The organism is Enteroscipio rubneri (genome assembly GCF_963929405.1).
Taxonomy (GTDB): Bacteria; Actinomycetota; Coriobacteriia; order Coriobacteriales; family Eggerthellaceae; genus Enteroscipio; species Enteroscipio rubneri.
This window is the reverse complement of the sequence record NZ_CAWVIN010000001.1, coordinates 383,829-399,906: the sequence shown is the minus strand read 5'-3', so window position 1 is coordinate 399,906 and position 16,078 is coordinate 383,829. Positions and strand designations below refer to the sequence as shown.

The following is a 16,078-nucleotide window of genomic DNA, read 5'->3' as shown; positions in this document are numbered from 1 at the left end:
TTGAGCAGATCACAACCGTTTCTGCGCTCGCTCTTCGATGCGGTGTTCCACCGTCCGCAGATGCAAGCGGTAAACGGCTATTTCTCCACGTTCACGGCCTATGCGCCGTCGTTCACGACGTGGCAGGGCGGACTTTACGAAGCAGAGCTTACGCGAAGCATCATCGAGAGCGGCGCAGACCACGCAAGCAAGCTGAAACCGGAGGTTTCCGGCTCTGCTCAGCCTGTCGCCGCGCGCGCTCTCAGGCAGCAGCCTAACCCGTGGATGACCACGCCGCAGTTCATCAAGCGCATTTGGACGATTCTTCAGGTCAACGACACGGCGCTTATCGTGCCTATCGACGCTGGCGACGGCATTACGATAACCGGGTACTATCCCGTGCTGCCGAGCCAGTGCGAAGCATACGACGTTGACGGCGAGCTTTGGCTAAAGCTCACGTTCCCGACAGGCGACAGCGTGCTTGTCGAGTGGTCGCGCGTCGGCGTGATGACGCGCCACCAGTACCAAAGCGATTTGTTCGGCGACGGCACGAACGTTCTTCAGCCGACGCTAGAGCTTATGCACGCTCAGAACGAAGCCGAGCAGTCGGCTATCAATCAGGGCGCGGCAATCCGCTTCATCGGCAAGCTGAGCCAGAACCGAAACGAAGGCGACCAAGAGCGGGCGCGAAAGGCGTTCAACGCTCAGCTTTCCGCCGACAACGCGGGCGGAATCGCGGTCTATGACAAGCTGTTTTCTGACGTTGAGCAGATCACGCCGACAAGCTACACGGTCGATGCGGCGCAGATGGAACGAATCGAGAAGAGCGCTTACCGCTTCTTCGGCTCAAACGAGGATATCGTCACGAACTGCGCGGACGAAGACACCTTCAACAGCTACTACGAAGGACGCATCGAGCCGTTCGCTGTTCAGCTCGGCTTCGTTATCACGTCCATGACGTACACGGCGAATGAGATAGCGCACGGAAACTCAATCATGTTCAGCGCGAACCGCCTAGAGTTCGCCAGCAACACAACGAAGCTTAACGTTTCCGTCGCGCTGTTCGACCGTGGCATCTGGAACGGCAATCAGGTAGCCGATGTGTTCCAATCCCCGCACTACGAGGGCGGAGATCGCCACGTGATACGCGGCGAGTACATCGACCTTGCACTCATCAGCGAGCACACGGCGGAACAGGCGGCGCAAGCCGCGCAGACGAACGCGAACATAGCCGCAATCGACGCGAGCAGCGGCTACGGCGACAAGAAGGAGGTAGACGATGCCAGCGAAACCGAGTGAGCGGCAATACCGTTCCCTTGCCGTGCCGCTCAACGTGCGGGCGGCTGACGGAGCAACCAAGAAGCGTTTCGACACGGAATACTACGTTGAGGGCTACGCTTCTACTTTCAACGACCCATACGTTCTGTTCGAGGATTTCGACGGCACAAAATACATCGAGGTTATCAGCCCCGATGCCTTCCGCGAAGCGGACATGAGCGACGTTATCCTTCAGTTCGACCATGCGGGCAGAGTGTACGCCCGCATGAGCAACGGGACGCTCATTGTGGAGCCGGACGAGCACGGGCTTTTCATCGCCGCCGACCTGTCGCGCTCTCAGGGCGCGCGCGATCTCTTCGAAGAGATAAAGGCCGGTCTTATCACGCGCATGTCATGGGCTTTCACGGTAGCGGCAGACGAATACGACCGCGAGACGCATACCACGACCATTACGCGCGTCAAAAAGGTTTTCGACGTGTCCGCCGTCAGCCTTCCGGCTGACCCGAACACCGAGATATCAGCAAGAAACCTGCTCAACGGAGCGATTGAGCAGTCGCGCAAGGAGCTTGCGCGCCGTAAGAGTGCCCTTGCCGTTGCGAGGGCGACACTGGCAATCGCCAAGAGCAGAAAGGTTTAGAACGATGGACGAGATGACTATGGATGACCTGCTTAACGAGCTTCAGGGTCTTGTCGATAAGTACAAGGCCGATGACGGCACCGACACCGAGCCGACCGAGCAGGACGCAGAGCGCATGAGCGCGCTTACCGCCGAGATCGAGAAGCGCAACGCCGCCGCCGCTCAGCGCCGCGACAGCCACACCGCGACCGTTGCAGCTGCGCGCGCCGCTATCGAGAACGGCACCGCCCGCCGTGTCGATTCCGTGCCGCTGGGGACTTCCGCGAGCGCTCGCGGTGCCCTTCCGCAGGTGCGCGACACCACCGACTACAACGCCGCCGCCCGCCGCGCGTGGGTGAAGGACATTGCCAGCCGTTCCGGCGTGCAGCTCATCGGTGGCACCGAGCTTACGCAGGTTGAGCGCGACGCGTACAACCACCTTATCGAGCAGCGCACGGCGTTTACGCATCTGACCAGCAACACCGATGCGGTTATCCCCGTCGAGCTTCAGACGCAGATTTTCACGCTGATTGACAACACGGCTGTTCTCTACGGCGACATCCACAAGGACAACTTCCCGCATCAGTTCGAGCTTATCCGCCATAAGAGCATCAAGGCTGGCGACGCGGCGAAGACCGATGAGGGCGCAGCGCCCACCGATGAGGAGCAGAACGAGTTCGACACCATCACCCTTACGGGCGAGGAGATCAAGAAGACCGTCAAGATGAGCCGCAAGATGGCGGTTCAGTCTATCAACGGCTTTGAGCAGTACATCGTCAACGAGACTGGCGCGCGCCTTGCCGTCGCCGCCAACGCGCGTGTCCACGCCAAGACTGTTGACGGCACGCTCGGCATGGATTCCGGCAACAAGATTAACTGCGCCACCGCTGGCACGCTTGCCAAGGCGGATATCACCAAGCTTCTTGGCCTGCTCTACACCTACGGCAACCCCGCGCCGAAGGGCTGCATTATCTACGCCAACGGCAACACTATTTGGAACCACATTGCTATGGTCGAGGATGCCAACGGGCGCTCTTACTTCGTGGACGAGAAGACCGAAGACCCCGCCGTTGAGGGTCATATCTTCGGCAAGCTCGTTAAGCGCGACGATTCGATGGCGGACGGTATCATCAAGGCGGGCTATCCCGACCTGTTCCGTGGAAACATCTTCGACGGAGTGGACATTACGCCCTACGTCGAGCCGGGTACGCAGAAGCGCTGCTTTGACGGATACCTGCTCTTCGACGGCGGCTTGTCGTGCCTAAGTCTTTCGGCCAGCTCACCATCGGCACCGCCGCAAAGTAACGAGGTGGTGACAGATGGCAGAGAAGCCGAAGCTGCTTGACGCGTGCCGCGAAGCGCTGAGGATTCCCGCCGACTGCACCGACTTTGACGCTGAGATCGAAGACCTCATCGAAGCCGCCCGCGCCGCGATGCGCGCGGGCGGCGTTGCCGATACCGTAGCCGCCGACGATTCGAACAGCACGGTTCGGCTCGCGGTGAAGGTCTACTGCAAGGCGACCTTCGGCATGGACAACCCCGATGCCGACCGCCTTACTCAGAGCTTCGACGATTTGCTAACCATGATGCGCGGCAGCTCGGAGTTCGGGGGCGTGAAATGAGCATGTGGGCTGGCACGTGCCAGCTCATCGCTAAGACCGTCAAGAAGGACGAATACGGCGTGCAGCAGACGGAGGAAACAAAGCGCAAGGTGTTCTGCAACGTCTTCTCTATGGGCGACGCGGCCTATTACGCCGCCGCTGCCGCTGGCGTACACCCCGAAGCCGTATTGCAGATTCGCAAGAGCGCATACGAAGGTGAGCGGCTAGTCGAGTTCGACGGCGCGCGGCTCACGGTCGCGCGCGTTGACAGGTCAAGCCCCGACTTCGTGCGCCTGACGCTCGCTGAGGTGGTGGGCGACCGTGGCTGAGCAGAGCATCGAGCGGTTCATAAGCAGCTGCATGAAAGAGTGCGTGGAAGACAACGTTTCCGCGCTCGCTGAGAACGCGGGCGAAGCAGGAAGGCGCGCCGTAAAGCTGTTGAAGCAAGAAAGCAAGGTGCGCACCGGTGCTTACAAGAAGGGCTGGAAGGCCGACGTTAAGACCGATGAGACGGGCACCGAATGCACCGTGCACAACCGGCGATACCAGCTAACGCACCTGTTGGAGAACGGCCACCAGATCACGAACCAGACTGGCGAGGATTACGGCACCGTTCCCGGCGACGGCGTTATCAGGAAGGTTGCAGACCAAGTGGCGCGAGAGTTCGCGGAGATGGGGGGCGACGGACGATGATTGAGCTAAAGGCGCTCTGCGGCGTTCTCGATTCGCTCGGCATCCCGTGGGCTAACCAGCGCTTCGCTGACGGTGAGGAACCGGCACCGCCCTTCATCTGCCTTGTCGCGGGCTACAACGAAGCGGCCTACGCGGACAACGGCACCTACCTTTCGTGGATGCCCTACGATATCGCGCTCTACACGCGGCACCGCGACTACGCGACCGAGAAACGCATACGCGATGCGCTCGAAGCCGCAGAGTGCCCGTTCATGCTGAGCATCACGAACATTGATTCAGAAGAGCTTACCGAAGCGGCGTTCACCGTGAACGTCGCCGAGAGTTAGGAGAGACCAAATGGCACGAAACGGATTCTTCGGCGTGAAGAACTCGCATTTCGCGATCTGCACCGACGAAGACGCGCTTACCTACGAAGACCCCGTGCACGTCGCGGGCACCGTCGCTATCAGCATGGAGCCGACCGTTGAGACGGCTTCTAGCTACGCCGACAACGAGGTTTGGCTTGACAAGCAGCAGGACAACGGCGGAAGCGGCACCATGAGCTTCTACGACACCGAGGGGACGGCTGATCTTCGCCAGCTCATCGCAGACCTCGTGGGCTACGAGATCGCGCAGGACGGGCGAACCATCCTGAGCGCAGACCGAACGCCTAAAAAGTTCGCCTTCATGTGCGAGCAGCCGGGGCACGTGCTCGGTCGCCGCCGCTGCCTTCTCATGTGCCAGCTCTCGAAGCCGACGCAGGAGCTTAACACCATTCAGGATACGCCGGAGATTACGCAGCTCGATTACCCGTTCACGTGGCGACCCGTCACCATCCCGAGCACCGACATTCGCACGAGCGGCTATGACAGCTTCACCGGCCTTGCCGATTACGACACCTTCTTTGATGCGGTCGATATCGAGCTTGCGCACAAGACCCCGTCCGAGTAGGAGGTTGCGAATGGTTATCAAGGTTGGCGAAAATGAGTTCGAAGCGACCTTCAACGCGTTCACGCCGATTGCGTTCTCTCGATGCTTCAACGTCGTGAAGCCCAACGGCACCATGCGCCCGAAGGACATTAACGAGGACACCGGCGCGATCTTGGAGAATCTGGACAAGTTCGGTTTCCCGCCCATCGTCCCGCTTCTCGAAATCTTCTACGCGTGCATCAAGACCGCGAACCCGAAGTTCGATGAGAAGTTCGATGACTGGGTTTCCGCGTTCCCGGCAGAAGCTTTCGACTTGGAGCGCGCGGACGGTTGGGCACACGACGTGATGCAGATCGTGAGGGACAACTTTTTTCCAAGCTCGAAGCAAGATGCAGTGGAAGCCGAGGAAGCCGAAAAGACCGGCGCCGCCGCTTCCAAGTAACCTGAAAGACGCGTGCGACGCGCGCTACATCTACAACTGCCAGCAATGCGGGCTGACGCTTTCAGACCTTCAGATGATGAGCTACCGGCAGGTTCAAGACCTGCTGGAGATCAACGCGTTCTACGCCGACGCTGCGGCGCACTACGACGAGGACGAGAAGGCGCGCAAGGCCGAAGCCGCGTTCTGGTCATGACGTGAAGTGAGTTCTTGACGGCAGCGCACCCGCGAGGGCGCGTTGCTTCAAGCACTCATGGTACTTTGACAACCGAAGAGGGGTGATTACGTGGCTGTTTCCTACAAGGGTCTTGTTATCAAGTTCGGCGGCGACACGACGGGTCTTCAAGATGCGCTGAAATCCGTTCAGAAGCAAGCGCGCAACGCCCAAAGCAACCTTCGGGACGTGAACAGAGAGCTGAAATTCGACCCAAGCAACGCCGATCTTCTTGAGCTTAAGATGAATGCCCTCAACAAGTCTGTTGAGGAAACAAAGAAGCAGCTTGACATGTATAAGCAGGCTCTTCAGCAACTTGAAAGCAAGAAGCAGAGCGGCGCTAAGCTCACGGCTCAGGAAGAAGCGCAGTACGACAGCCTTAAGCTCGCGATAGTGAGGTGCGAGCGCCAGCTTGACAGCTACGGCACCGAGCTTGCGGACACCGCGCGTCAGGCCGAAGGCTCAAAGACGGCCATTGGCAAGCTCGGTCAGGCTATCGAGGACAACGCCGACAGCATATCTAGCGCCGGTTCCAAGGTTTCGAGCGCGGGCACCGCCATATCCGGCGGGGTTGTCGGCGCGGCAACGGCGCTGACCGGGCTTGCGGCGAGCCAAGAGGAAGCCATACAGCAGAGCGGCCAGCTCGAAACCGCGTGGGTGAGCGCTGGCGGAACAGCCGAGCAGGCTTCGTCAACCTACGCCATGTTCTACCGCATCCTTGGGCAGAGCGACACGGCAACCGAGGCTTCGCAGAACCTCGCGCGCCTGACCACCAACGAGCAGGAATTGCAGCAGTGGACGAATATGCGGCTGGCGCTTACGCCACGTTCGGCGACGCTCTGCCACTTGAAAACCTCGCGGAAGCCGCGCAGGAGACGGCGCACACCGGCACGGTCACGGGCGGTCTTGCCGACGCGCTCAACTGGTCTACGGCATCCGCCGAGCAATGGAGCGCCGCGCTTTCCGGGCACTCTTCGGCGCAGGCTGCCTTCAATCAGGCGGTCGCAGAAGGCCAGACGAAGGAAGACGCGTTCAACGCCGCGCTCGCGGCGTGCGGCAGCGAGCAGGAGCGTTCGCAGCTCATCACCGAGACGCTTACCGGGCTTTACGCGGACGCGGGGCGGCAGTACCAAGAGACGAACAAAGACCTTCTCGCTTCGCGCGACGCGCAGAACGAGATGAACCAGAGCATGCAGGAACTCGGCGAAGCGGCCTTGCCCGTCAAGACCGCCGTTACCGAGATCGGCACGAGCCTTCTTAACACGCTCGCGCCCGCGCTCGAAGCCGTCACGGGCTGGTACAAGAACCTGTCGCCAGAGCAGCAGACGCTTGTTAACAACCTCGCTCTAGGAGCCGTCGCCTTCGGCGGCGTGACAACCGCCATTGGTAAGACGATGGAGGCCGCAGAGGGCGTGGGAAGCGCCTTCAAGACCGCTGGCGAGCTTTGGGGCGGCGCTAAGAAGCTCATGGGCGATACGGGCTTTCTAAGCAAGATCGGAACCGGCTTCTCTAACATCGTCACCAAGGCGGGCGGTCTTGGAAGCATGCTCACCGGCACGCTCTCTAGCGGCTGGACGGGATTTACCGGGCTTATCGCCGCGCATCCTATCGGCCTTGGCGTTGCCGCCGTGTCCGCCGCCGTCGCTGGCCTTACGTGGTTCTTCACGCAGACCGAGGCCGGTAAGCAGATGTGGTCTGACTTCACCGGCTGGATTTCGGAGAAGTGGCAAGCCGTGCAGGATTTCTTCGCTGGCGTGCCTGAGTTCTGGGGCGGAATCTGGGAGCAGGTCAGCACCGGCGTTTCGGATTTCTGCACCGGCGTTGGCGAGAAGTGGGAGCAGTTGAAGCAAGGCGCTTCCGACACTTGGGAGAACATCAAAACCGGCGCTTCGAACGCTTGGAATGATCTTAAAACCAACGTCGGGAACCTCGCACAAGGCGCGGTCGATACCGTGTCTAACTGGTGGAACAACCTAACCGGCAACACCGATTCGGCCTTTGGGCAAATCGCTTCCACGGTGCAGAACGACATGAACACCGCGAAGACCGTTGGCAGCTCAGCGGCTGGCGCTCTGCAAGCCGCAATGAACGGCGACTGGGAGACTGCGAAGAGCCAAGCGGCAAACGCCTTCAACGCGATTAAAGACAACATCGGCTCGAAGCTTGACGCTGCCGAGAGCACGGCGGTTAGCATCGCCGACCACATCGGCGACAAGCTGGGATTCCCCGGCCTTGGCTCGAAGGTGCAGGGCGTGTTCAACAGCATTCGGGGCTTCATAGAGAACCCTATCGAAAGCGCATGGAACGCGATTTCGAGCATTCCGCAGAAGATCATGAACGCCTTCGGCGGAATCAAGATAAGCATTCCGAAGCCAAAGCTTCCGCACTTCAACGTCAGCTGGAACGAGTTTGGCCCGATTTCGCTACCGAGCGTGAGCATCAGTTGGTACGCGCGCGGCGGCTACTTCGATGAGCCTTCAATCGTCGGCGTTGGCGAAGCTGGCGGCGAGTTCATCGCGCCTGAGAAGCAGTTGCAAGGCTTCATCGAAACATCGGTAAACCGCGCCTTCTCGCGGTTCGCCGACGCGCCGAGCCAGCCCGTTAACGTCGCCGTGACGGTTTACGCCACGGTCGCTGACGGAGTGGACGCATACGAGACAGGCCAGCAGATCGGCGCTGGCATCGCAAGCAAGCTGAAGCAAAGGGGGGTGCCAGTTGCAACTTAGACGGACTAGGAACCAGCACGACCGAATCATCTTCAACGGCACCGACCTATCGAAGCTGGTTTACTGCAAGGTGCGCCGCCCCATCATGGCGACCGTCAACGCGACGTTCGAGAGCGTGCCGGGGCGGCACGGCGAGGTTTTCAAGAGCGCCTACCGTGGCGGCTACGACCTCCCCGTTGAGATTTGGCTTAGGACTGAAGACCGCCGCGAGGTCGCGGAGATGCGGCACAAGCTCGCGGCGGCTCTCTGGACTGAAGAACCCGCGCCGCTCTACCTTCCCGATGACCCGACGCGCTACCTGCTCGCAATCGTGAGCGGCAGCACCGACCTAGACGAGATCACGGACGATTGCCCGACAACCACCGTGACTTTCCATGTCGGCGACCCCGACTATTACGGGCAGAAGCGCCGCATGGAGGTTTCGGCGGGCAACGTCTACGTAAACGCTGGCGGCAACCGCCCCGCTTACCTGAAGGTCACGGCGAAGCCCTCCGCTGGCAGCGCGTGGCGGATTACGAACGTCGATACCGGCGAGTTCGTGGCTATCAACACCGCGCTCACGTCTTCAAGCACCATCAGGCTTGACATGGCGACCGAGCACGCGACGGTTAACAACCAGACCGCGCCGGTAACGATTGATTCGGATTACTTCGAAATCAACGGGCGGTGCCACCTGAACATCACCAGCGGCACGGCGGTACTAGAGTGGGTGGAACGATGGCTTTAATTAGACGCATAGGCTTCACCCGTTTCAGCCGTTGGGGCGACAATCTGGGGCGGCTCACGGTGAGCGCCGCAACGCACACCGACGCGCTGGACGGAACCGACGAGCTGGGCATCACGTGCGCCGAAGACCTCGTGAAGGGCGACCGCATAGTTTGGATTGACCTTCAGGGCACGTGTCACGAACACATCGTTGACACCATCGACAGGGTACACGACGATGACGGCGCGCCTGAAACGCAAGCCATCTGCATCAACTCGGTGAACGAGACGTGGGATGACTGGCTGGACGATAAGCGGCCTTCCGGCAGCGTCGCGGTCGCCCTCGCGTCAATCCTCGCAGACACGCGCTGGGAGGTTGGCACGTGCGATCAGGGCGGCAGCGCTTCGCGCACCTTCTACCATGAGAGCGTGCGTGAGGGATTGGCCGGAATCATCGAGACGTGGGGCGGCGAGCTTGAAACTCTTATCGTCCACGACGGCGCGAGCATCGTTAGCCGCCGCGTGGGCGTGCGCGCCAAGCGCGGCAACCAGAGTAGCGCTAAGCGGTTCACGTGGACTAAAGACCTCGTTTCCGTCAAGCGCTCCGTTGCGAGCGACAACCCGAAAACTCGCGTCTACGGTTACGGCAAGGGCGTTGAGACTGAGGGCGGCGGCTACGGTCGCCGTCTCACTTTCGGCGACATTAACAACGGCAAAGACTACGTGGAGGATGCCGAAGCTACTACCGTTTGGGGACACCCTGACGGCGAGGGCGGCATTCTGCCCGCCGTTGCGTCATACGTCAACGAGCAGTGCGAGGACGCGGCGCAGCTCTTGCAGGAAACGAAAGACTACCTAGAGCAAGTGAAGGAGCCGAAAGTAACCTACACCGCTTCGGTTATCGACCTTTACGCATTCGGGCGCTCATGGGAGGGCGTGGGCGTGGGCGATGACGTTGCGATCATCGACAAGGGCTTTTCTGCCGAAGGCGTGCGCCTTCATGGCCGCGTGTCTCAGATTGAGCGCGACTTGCTCACCGGCGACGCGACCGTGACGTTCGGCACGCTTACGGACACGATGGCCGACATGTGGCAGAGCGTCAACAACGCCCTGAAGAGCAACAGCCAGCAAAACGCGCTCTACGACGCTGCGGCTGGCACGTCGGTATCGTGGCTAATTCAGCTTCAGCAGGCGCTCAACGCTCAGTTCAACGCGGTTGGCACCTACCATGTCGAGACGTTCGAGCTGGGCGAGATTTGGAGCAACGTACCGCTGAACCCCGAAACGGGTTTGCCGGTCAAGTCAACCGCCGACATGTGGGCTATCAACGTCAACGGTCGCGGTCAGCGGTTGGCTGCTGGCCTTACGTCAGACGGTCAATGGGATTGGCGAACGTTCTTCACGGGTGGCATGGTTACTGCCGACGTTATCAACGCTGGAACCATGAAGGCCGACCGCGTGCGCGCCGGTCTGCTGACCGACGAGAAGGGAAACAACTTCTGGGACTTGACCAGCGGCGAGTTCTCGCTTTCCGCTGGCGCGAAACTGGGCGACACGAGCGTTGAAGACCTTTTCACCGGGCTTGACGAACTCGATAAGACGATGGACGGCATAGCCGAAGACGGCATCATAACGGAAGCCGAGCACGCGGCGGTGTCTAAGATCATGCAGACCGTCGAGAAGGAGCGCGTAGACCTCGAAAACGAGTACGAAAGCCTATACAACAGCGAATACCTCAACTACCAATTCAAGCAAGTTCTCAGAACTCAGTACGAAGCGGTGTTTAGTGTCAACGGCACGCATGCGAAGCTAGAACTGCGCATCCAAAACGTGCTTGGGACAACGACGGCTGAAGAGCTGTCGGACGCTATGCAGCTCTACGAAATCGCATACAGCGACTATTCAGATACCATCAAGACGTACAACTCAGCAGCCCGTCAGGCGAAGAGCATTATTGAGCAGGCGCAAGCGCAAGACAAGGTGGACGAGCTGGACGATTCCCTCACGCAACGTGAGGTTTTCAACCGGCTGACGAACAACGGCGCTACGCAGGGAATCTACCTAAGCGGCGGTCTGCTCTATATCAACGCTACCTACATCGAGACCGGCACGATCAGCGACCGTCTGGGGCGTAACACGTGGAACCTGAGCACGGGAAAGCTCACGACTAACTACATGACCGCGAACAACATAAACGCAAGCGGAACGTTCGAATGCGGTACGGTGTCGAACCTTCTTCGCATTGTCAGCGGTGCTATCTACGGGTATGAGAACAGCACGCAGATAGGAAAGATTGACTTCTCCGCCCACTCGTACAACATTGACGATCCGTCAATCAAGTATCGCGGCATTCAGATTACGGCAGAAGGAACGGTGCGCATCAGTTCGCCGCAGATTTCGACTGCCGTATCAAGCAATCAGAGTACGACAGCGACCATCTGCACAACGAAAGATTCGAGTGTCACGTACATTAGCGAGATTAGAGATGACGGAGACGGAACAATTTCTTGGTCTTGGAAAACGCGATCCATCAACTTCAAGAACGGGTTATGCACATACTGCGGACTGGACTAGGGAGGTATTTCATGGCGACTATTTATTACGTTGCTCACGACCCGCTAAGCAACTCGGAAGCAGTCATTACTGAGTACGACAGCGAGCTTCTTAAGAAAGCCGCTGAGGGCGGAATTGTATTCATCGCCGTTGACGATGATGGAAGCCGTTCCATCGTTCCCGTTGACGACGTAAAGGAGCCTGAGAACCGCGAAGGCTCGTTCACCATCGTTCAGCCCATATACGTCGATGACAGGGTTAGAGCTGTCGTTGACGTATTCGATGCTCTGGCCGCGAGCGTGCCAGCCGTCGCCGCGAGTGCGGACGTGCAGCCCGTGTCTAGCAAGGCGCGGTCTGCTATGAGCTTCGCCGAAGCGCTCGAAGCCCTCCGCGCACTCGCCTACGGAACCGGCGAGGAAGGCGGCGCGCAATGAGCAACACGCGGACGCTTGAACTCGATATCTCGAAGGAGGGAGCGGGAACTTGTATTAAGGTGGGTCAGGGCGACGATGGCGGAACGACCATCAACGCGCTTATCTACGACAACGGAGCCGAGTTCTCGCTTTCGGGCGCTACGGTGTGGCTCGTGGCGCTTCTGCCGAACAAGCGCAACTACTATCGCGGGCAATGCTCAGTCAGCGGCAACGCCGCCACGATCACGGTTGACGAATCCAAGCTTTGCAGCGTCCCCGGCTACACCGACGAAGCCTACTTCACGATAACGAAGGGCGGAAACACCTACTCAACGGAGCGGTTCGCTATCGAAATCCTGCGCAGCGCTCTTGACGGGCAGCAGCCCGCGCAGAACTGGGACGATGCCGTTCAAGACCTCATCGACCGTGGCAATCAGGCCGTAAGCTCAGCCAACAGCGCGGCCAGCGCGGCGAACAGCGCCGCGAGCAAGGCGAACTCGGCTTCTACGAGCGCGACCAACGCCGCGAAGGCTGCAAACGATGCCGCAGCGTCGGCGACAAGCGCAGCTTCGGAGGCGAACACCGCCAAGCAGAACGCCGACGCTGCAACCACGGCTGCGAACAACGCGGCATCAGCCGCCAACACCGCCAAGCAGAACGCCGACGCGGCAACATCCAACGCCAACGCCGCCGCGAGCGCGGCGAACACTGCCGCTTCAAGTGCCAACGCCGCCGCTGCTGCGGCAAACGGCGCGGCGGAGGATGCCACCGCCGCTGCGCAGAACGCGCTTAACATCGCAAACTCTATCGCTTCTATCGAGCCGCCCTCAGATGACGAGGTGCAAGAGCTGCGCGAAGAGAACGCGACGCTTGCGACGGCGCTTGTGGAGCTACAGGACGGCTACATAGTTCTTGGCGAAACTGCGTACATGCCCACCAACAGACGCACTGCACTTTCTAGCGAGACCGTAACCGTCGCTCAGGCGAACGTGAGCGGCGAGACGGCGACGCTCAACTAAGGAAGGAGAAAAGCAATGGCCGACTTGTCGAAGTTCTCTATCGGCGGAACCGCCTACAATCTGAAGGATTCTTCTGCGCGCAACACGGCGAACGCCGTAACGACTGCCGAGGAATACGACCGGCAGCACATCATCAACGCATACGGCGGTCGCTCGCTCGCTTCGGTCTTCGCAAGCGAGATCGGGAGCACCGACGTTTACACATGGCTTCGGAACCGCGCTCGAAGCGCCAACTTCGCCGGTCTTCGTATCGGCGATTACATCGACGTTCCCATCACGGCGGGCGCTAACGTGCCGTCGCAGACGGTGCGCTACCGCATCGGCGCTATCGACCACTATTACCAGTGCGGCGACACAGCGAAGGGGCACCATATCGTCATGGTGCCGCTCGCGCCCGTGAGCGTCACCGGAGACAAGGCATCAAACACCAGCTACCTTCAGTGGCGAGATACGAACGACAACAACGGTACCGCCGAGGAAAAGCACCCTTACTTGGTTTCGAAGCTGCACGACTGGGAAATCAACGACTTCCTGCCAGCGCTGCCGACCGCGCTTCAGAACGCGATCATGGCGCAGCGCGTGCTTCTCGAAGAGCGCTATTCTTCGAGCGAAAAGCTCACCGAATCGAGCGGTTGGAGCTGGGCGGATTTGGGCAAGGTCTGGTCGCCCTCAGAGATGGAGGTTTACGGCTGTCCGGTATGGGGCACCAAGGGCTACTCTGTCGGCTTCGATAGCCAGTTCCCCATCTTCAGCGATACGGCAAGCCGCATCGCGGGCGGTCGCGTCTCTTGGTGGCTGCGGTCTGTCTTGGGTGGTTCTTCGTCCACCGCGTGCATTGTCAACTACTACGGCCTTGCCAGCAACACCGCGCCGACGAACGACTGGATACGCCCGCTGCCGTGCTTCCTCATAGGCTGATAAGCCGTACACAGTACCGCGCTGGCGCATGCCTTGCGCATGCGCCAACCGTCGCAGATTAGGAGGTGCCGCGAAGTGAGCGGCGTATACATGCGCAACCGCAACCTAAGCTCTTTCGAGTATTTCAACACGGCGGTTGCGATCAGAAACGACGTGACGCGCCTTGTAACGTCGCGCGACGTTCCGAAATCCTACCGCTTCATCTTCGCGGTGCCTATGGCAGAGACGGCGCGAAGCGTTGTCTTCAATCTGGTTAAGGCCGACGCATTCTATCCGAACACGGCGCGCAACGTCGATGAGCGGAAGCGCTACATGACGCTTGCGCTGGCAGATCTAAACCAGCTCTACCAAGACATGCAAAGCCTTCTGACTATGGGGCTTCCCATCAAGGCCGCGCGGCTCGAAGGAATCCTAGACCGAATCGACAGCGACATTAAGCTGATAAAGGGCGCTCGCGCTGGCGTGAAACTCATAGGAAAGGGGTAAAATGTTCGCGAGTTGTCCCTTGGAAATCGTCGCGTCAATTGGTGGCTGCGGTCTGTCATGGGTGGTTCTTCGTCCAACGCGTGCAATGTCAACAACAACGGCAATGCCAACAACAACGCGCCGACGAACGACTGGATACGCCCGCTGCCGTGATTCCCAAGCTTTGCCAGACCACGCGGCCGTAAGCGCCGCGCGCCGTGCATTTGAGGAAGGAAGGGGCGACCATCGGGCATGCGCCCGTAAATATGCACCCCGCGACGGTTGCCGTTCGCTGCTTGCATGGCGCGGTTCTCGGCTTCCGACCGCGTTTCATGGTCAACCGTCAAGCGGCTGCTGGATGCCGACTGCAAGCCGCGCGGGGTGCCCTCATGAACTCTGAAGAGCGACGCGTAGCACGCCGCGCAAGGCGAGATGCCAAGCGCGCGGAGAATAGGGCTAGGCGCATCGAAGGATGCACGCTAGAAGCCGTCGCAGACCTCGATAACCTATACAGCGCGGCGAACGGCGCTGCTGCGGGCGTTCGCTGGAAGGCAAGCGTCCAGCGCTACATGGGGCGTGTCATGCCAAACATCATGCGGGCGCGCCGCGACCTGCTCACGGGCGCTGACTTCCGGCGCGGCTTCATCGAGTTTGACCTTTTCGAGCGCGGAAAGCTTCGTCATATCTGCTCTGTCCACTTCTCGGAGCGTGTCATACAGAAGTCTTTAAGCCGTCACGCGCTCGCACCCGCGATCTGGCCTACCCTGACAGAGGGATGCGCCGCAAACGTGAAGGGGCGCGGCACCGAGTACGCAATCAAGCGCATGAAGCGTCAGCTTGTAGCCCACCGGCGAAAGCACGGGGCGGAAGGCTACATCTTGCAGGTCGATTTCTCGGACTATTTCGCGAACATCGACCACGACGCTTGCAAGCGCATCATTGACAGAGCCATTGACGATGAGCGCGTTAAGCGCGTCATGGGCGACCAGATAGACGCTCACGGTGCGCGCGGGCTTGGTCTTGGCAGCGAGCCGAACCAGATTCTAGCGGTGGCCTTGCCGTCGCCGATAGACCATCTGATGCTTTCGCTTCCGGGCATCCTCGCGAGCGGTCGCTACATGGACGATAGCTATTGCATCGCGCTTGACAAGCAGACGCTTTGGGACGCGCTTTCGCGCATCGAAGCGCTCTGCGACGATCTGGGAATCATCATCAACCGCAAGAAGACGCGCGTAGTGAAGCTGTCGCGCGGCTTCGTTTTCCTGAAGAAGAGGTTTTCATATGGCGAGGGTGAAAAGGTGGTTGTTCGCCCTTGCCGCTCTTCCGTGACGCGGCAGCGGCGCAAGCTGAAGAAGCAAGCGGCGCTGGTCGCTCGCGGCGTTATGACCGTCGAGCAAGTCAACCAGTCTTACCAATCGTGGCGCGGAGGCATGAAGCGGCTTGACGCTCACGAGACGGTAAGGCGCATGGACGCGCTCTATAAGCAGCTCTTCAGCTAAGAGCGAACACACACTATCAGGTACCAAAGCCCTCGCAGACGCGGGGGCTTT

The 16,078-nt window shown here is 59.9% G+C and carries 18 protein-coding genes; all 18 read left to right on the top strand.

Annotated features, from left to right (window positions below; genetic code table 11):
- The 18 genes from ABGT83_RS01680 to ABGT83_RS01600 all read left to right on the top strand — a co-directional run bounded on the left by ABGT83_RS01680 (position 1) and on the right by ABGT83_RS01600 (position 16,027).
- Positions 1-1,278 (top strand): phage portal protein, encoded by a 1,278-nt coding sequence (locus tag ABGT83_RS01680; protein ID WP_346685651.1) that lies wholly within the window; start codon positions 1-3, stop codon positions 1,276-1,278.
- Positions 1,259-1,894: an HK97 family phage prohead protease gene (locus tag ABGT83_RS01675; protein WP_195535030.1), complete on the top strand. Its 636-nt coding sequence runs from the start codon at positions 1,259-1,261 to the stop codon at positions 1,892-1,894. The genes ABGT83_RS01680 and ABGT83_RS01675 overlap by 20 nt, the downstream gene beginning before the upstream one ends.
- Positions 1,895-1,898: 4 nt before the next feature.
- Positions 1,899-3,218, top strand: coding sequence for a phage major capsid protein (locus tag ABGT83_RS01670; RefSeq protein WP_346685650.1), 1,320 nt, complete (start codon positions 1,899-1,901; stop codon positions 3,216-3,218).
- The gene (locus tag ABGT83_RS01665; RefSeq protein ID WP_087193595.1) at positions 3,193-3,495 is read left to right on the top strand and encodes a head-tail connector protein; all 303 of its coding nucleotides are present in this window, start codon (positions 3,193-3,195) and stop codon (positions 3,493-3,495) included. Before ABGT83_RS01670 ends, ABGT83_RS01665 begins: the two co-directional genes overlap by 26 nt.
- On the top strand, positions 3,492-3,803 hold the full coding sequence (locus ABGT83_RS01660) for a phage head-tail adapter protein (protein WP_140396445.1): 312 nt from the start codon (positions 3,492-3,494) through the stop codon (positions 3,801-3,803). The genes ABGT83_RS01665 and ABGT83_RS01660 overlap by 4 nt, the downstream gene beginning before the upstream one ends.
- Positions 3,796-4,167: a hypothetical protein gene (locus ABGT83_RS01655; RefSeq protein WP_271737659.1), complete on the top strand. Its 372-nt coding sequence runs from the start codon at positions 3,796-3,798 to the stop codon at positions 4,165-4,167. The genes ABGT83_RS01660 and ABGT83_RS01655 overlap by 8 nt, the downstream gene beginning before the upstream one ends.
- The gene (locus ABGT83_RS01650) at positions 4,164-4,493 is read left to right on the top strand and encodes a hypothetical protein (RefSeq protein WP_087193592.1); all 330 of its coding nucleotides are present in this window, start codon (positions 4,164-4,166) and stop codon (positions 4,491-4,493) included. The genes ABGT83_RS01655 and ABGT83_RS01650 overlap by 4 nt, the downstream gene beginning before the upstream one ends.
- 10 nt (positions 4,494-4,503) lie before the next feature.
- Positions 4,504-5,097, top strand: a complete 594-nt coding sequence (locus tag ABGT83_RS01645; protein WP_087193591.1) for a major tail protein — start codon at positions 4,504-4,506, stop codon at positions 5,095-5,097.
- Positions 5,098-5,107: 10 nt separating this feature from the next.
- Complete coding sequence (locus ABGT83_RS01640) at positions 5,108-5,518, top strand: hypothetical protein (RefSeq protein WP_346685649.1); 411 nt, start codon at positions 5,108-5,110, stop codon at positions 5,516-5,518.
- Positions 5,519-6,523: 1,005 nt separating this feature from the next.
- Positions 6,524-8,455: a hypothetical protein gene (locus tag ABGT83_RS01635; protein ID WP_346685648.1), complete on the top strand. Its 1,932-nt coding sequence runs from the start codon at positions 6,524-6,526 to the stop codon at positions 8,453-8,455.
- Entirely contained in the window at positions 8,445-9,182 is a 738-nt protein-coding gene (locus ABGT83_RS01630) for a distal tail protein Dit (RefSeq protein ID WP_346685647.1), read from the top strand. Before ABGT83_RS01635 ends, ABGT83_RS01630 begins: the two co-directional genes overlap by 11 nt.
- Positions 9,173-11,734, top strand: coding sequence for a phage tail spike protein (locus ABGT83_RS01625; RefSeq protein WP_346685646.1), 2,562 nt, complete (start codon positions 9,173-9,175; stop codon positions 11,732-11,734). Before ABGT83_RS01630 ends, ABGT83_RS01625 begins: the two co-directional genes overlap by 10 nt.
- A complete protein-coding gene (locus tag ABGT83_RS01620) occupies positions 11,710-12,147 on the top strand; it encodes a hypothetical protein (protein WP_087193585.1) in 438 nt (145 codons plus the stop codon). Before ABGT83_RS01625 ends, ABGT83_RS01620 begins: the two co-directional genes overlap by 25 nt.
- Positions 12,144-13,145, top strand: a complete 1,002-nt coding sequence (locus ABGT83_RS01615; protein WP_087193584.1) for a BppU family phage baseplate upper protein — start codon at positions 12,144-12,146, stop codon at positions 13,143-13,145. Before ABGT83_RS01620 ends, ABGT83_RS01615 begins: the two co-directional genes overlap by 4 nt.
- A gap of 15 nt (positions 13,146-13,160) precedes the next feature.
- A complete protein-coding gene (locus tag ABGT83_RS01610) occupies positions 13,161-14,063 on the top strand; it encodes a DUF6273 domain-containing protein (protein ID WP_346685645.1) in 903 nt (300 codons plus the stop codon).
- 75 nt (positions 14,064-14,138) lie between these two features.
- The gene (locus tag ABGT83_RS01605) at positions 14,139-14,549 is read left to right on the top strand and encodes a hypothetical protein (protein ID WP_087193582.1); all 411 of its coding nucleotides are present in this window, start codon (positions 14,139-14,141) and stop codon (positions 14,547-14,549) included.
- A gap of 12 nt (positions 14,550-14,561) precedes the next feature.
- A complete protein-coding gene (locus ABGT83_RS13425) occupies positions 14,562-14,702 on the top strand; it encodes a DUF6273 domain-containing protein (RefSeq protein ID WP_413467510.1) in 141 nt (46 codons plus the stop codon).
- A gap of 407 nt (positions 14,703-15,109) precedes the next feature.
- A complete protein-coding gene (locus ABGT83_RS01600) occupies positions 15,110-16,027 on the top strand; it encodes an RNA-directed DNA polymerase (RefSeq protein ID WP_239442938.1) in 918 nt (305 codons plus the stop codon).
- The last annotated feature ends 51 nt before the right edge of the window (positions 16,028-16,078 follow it).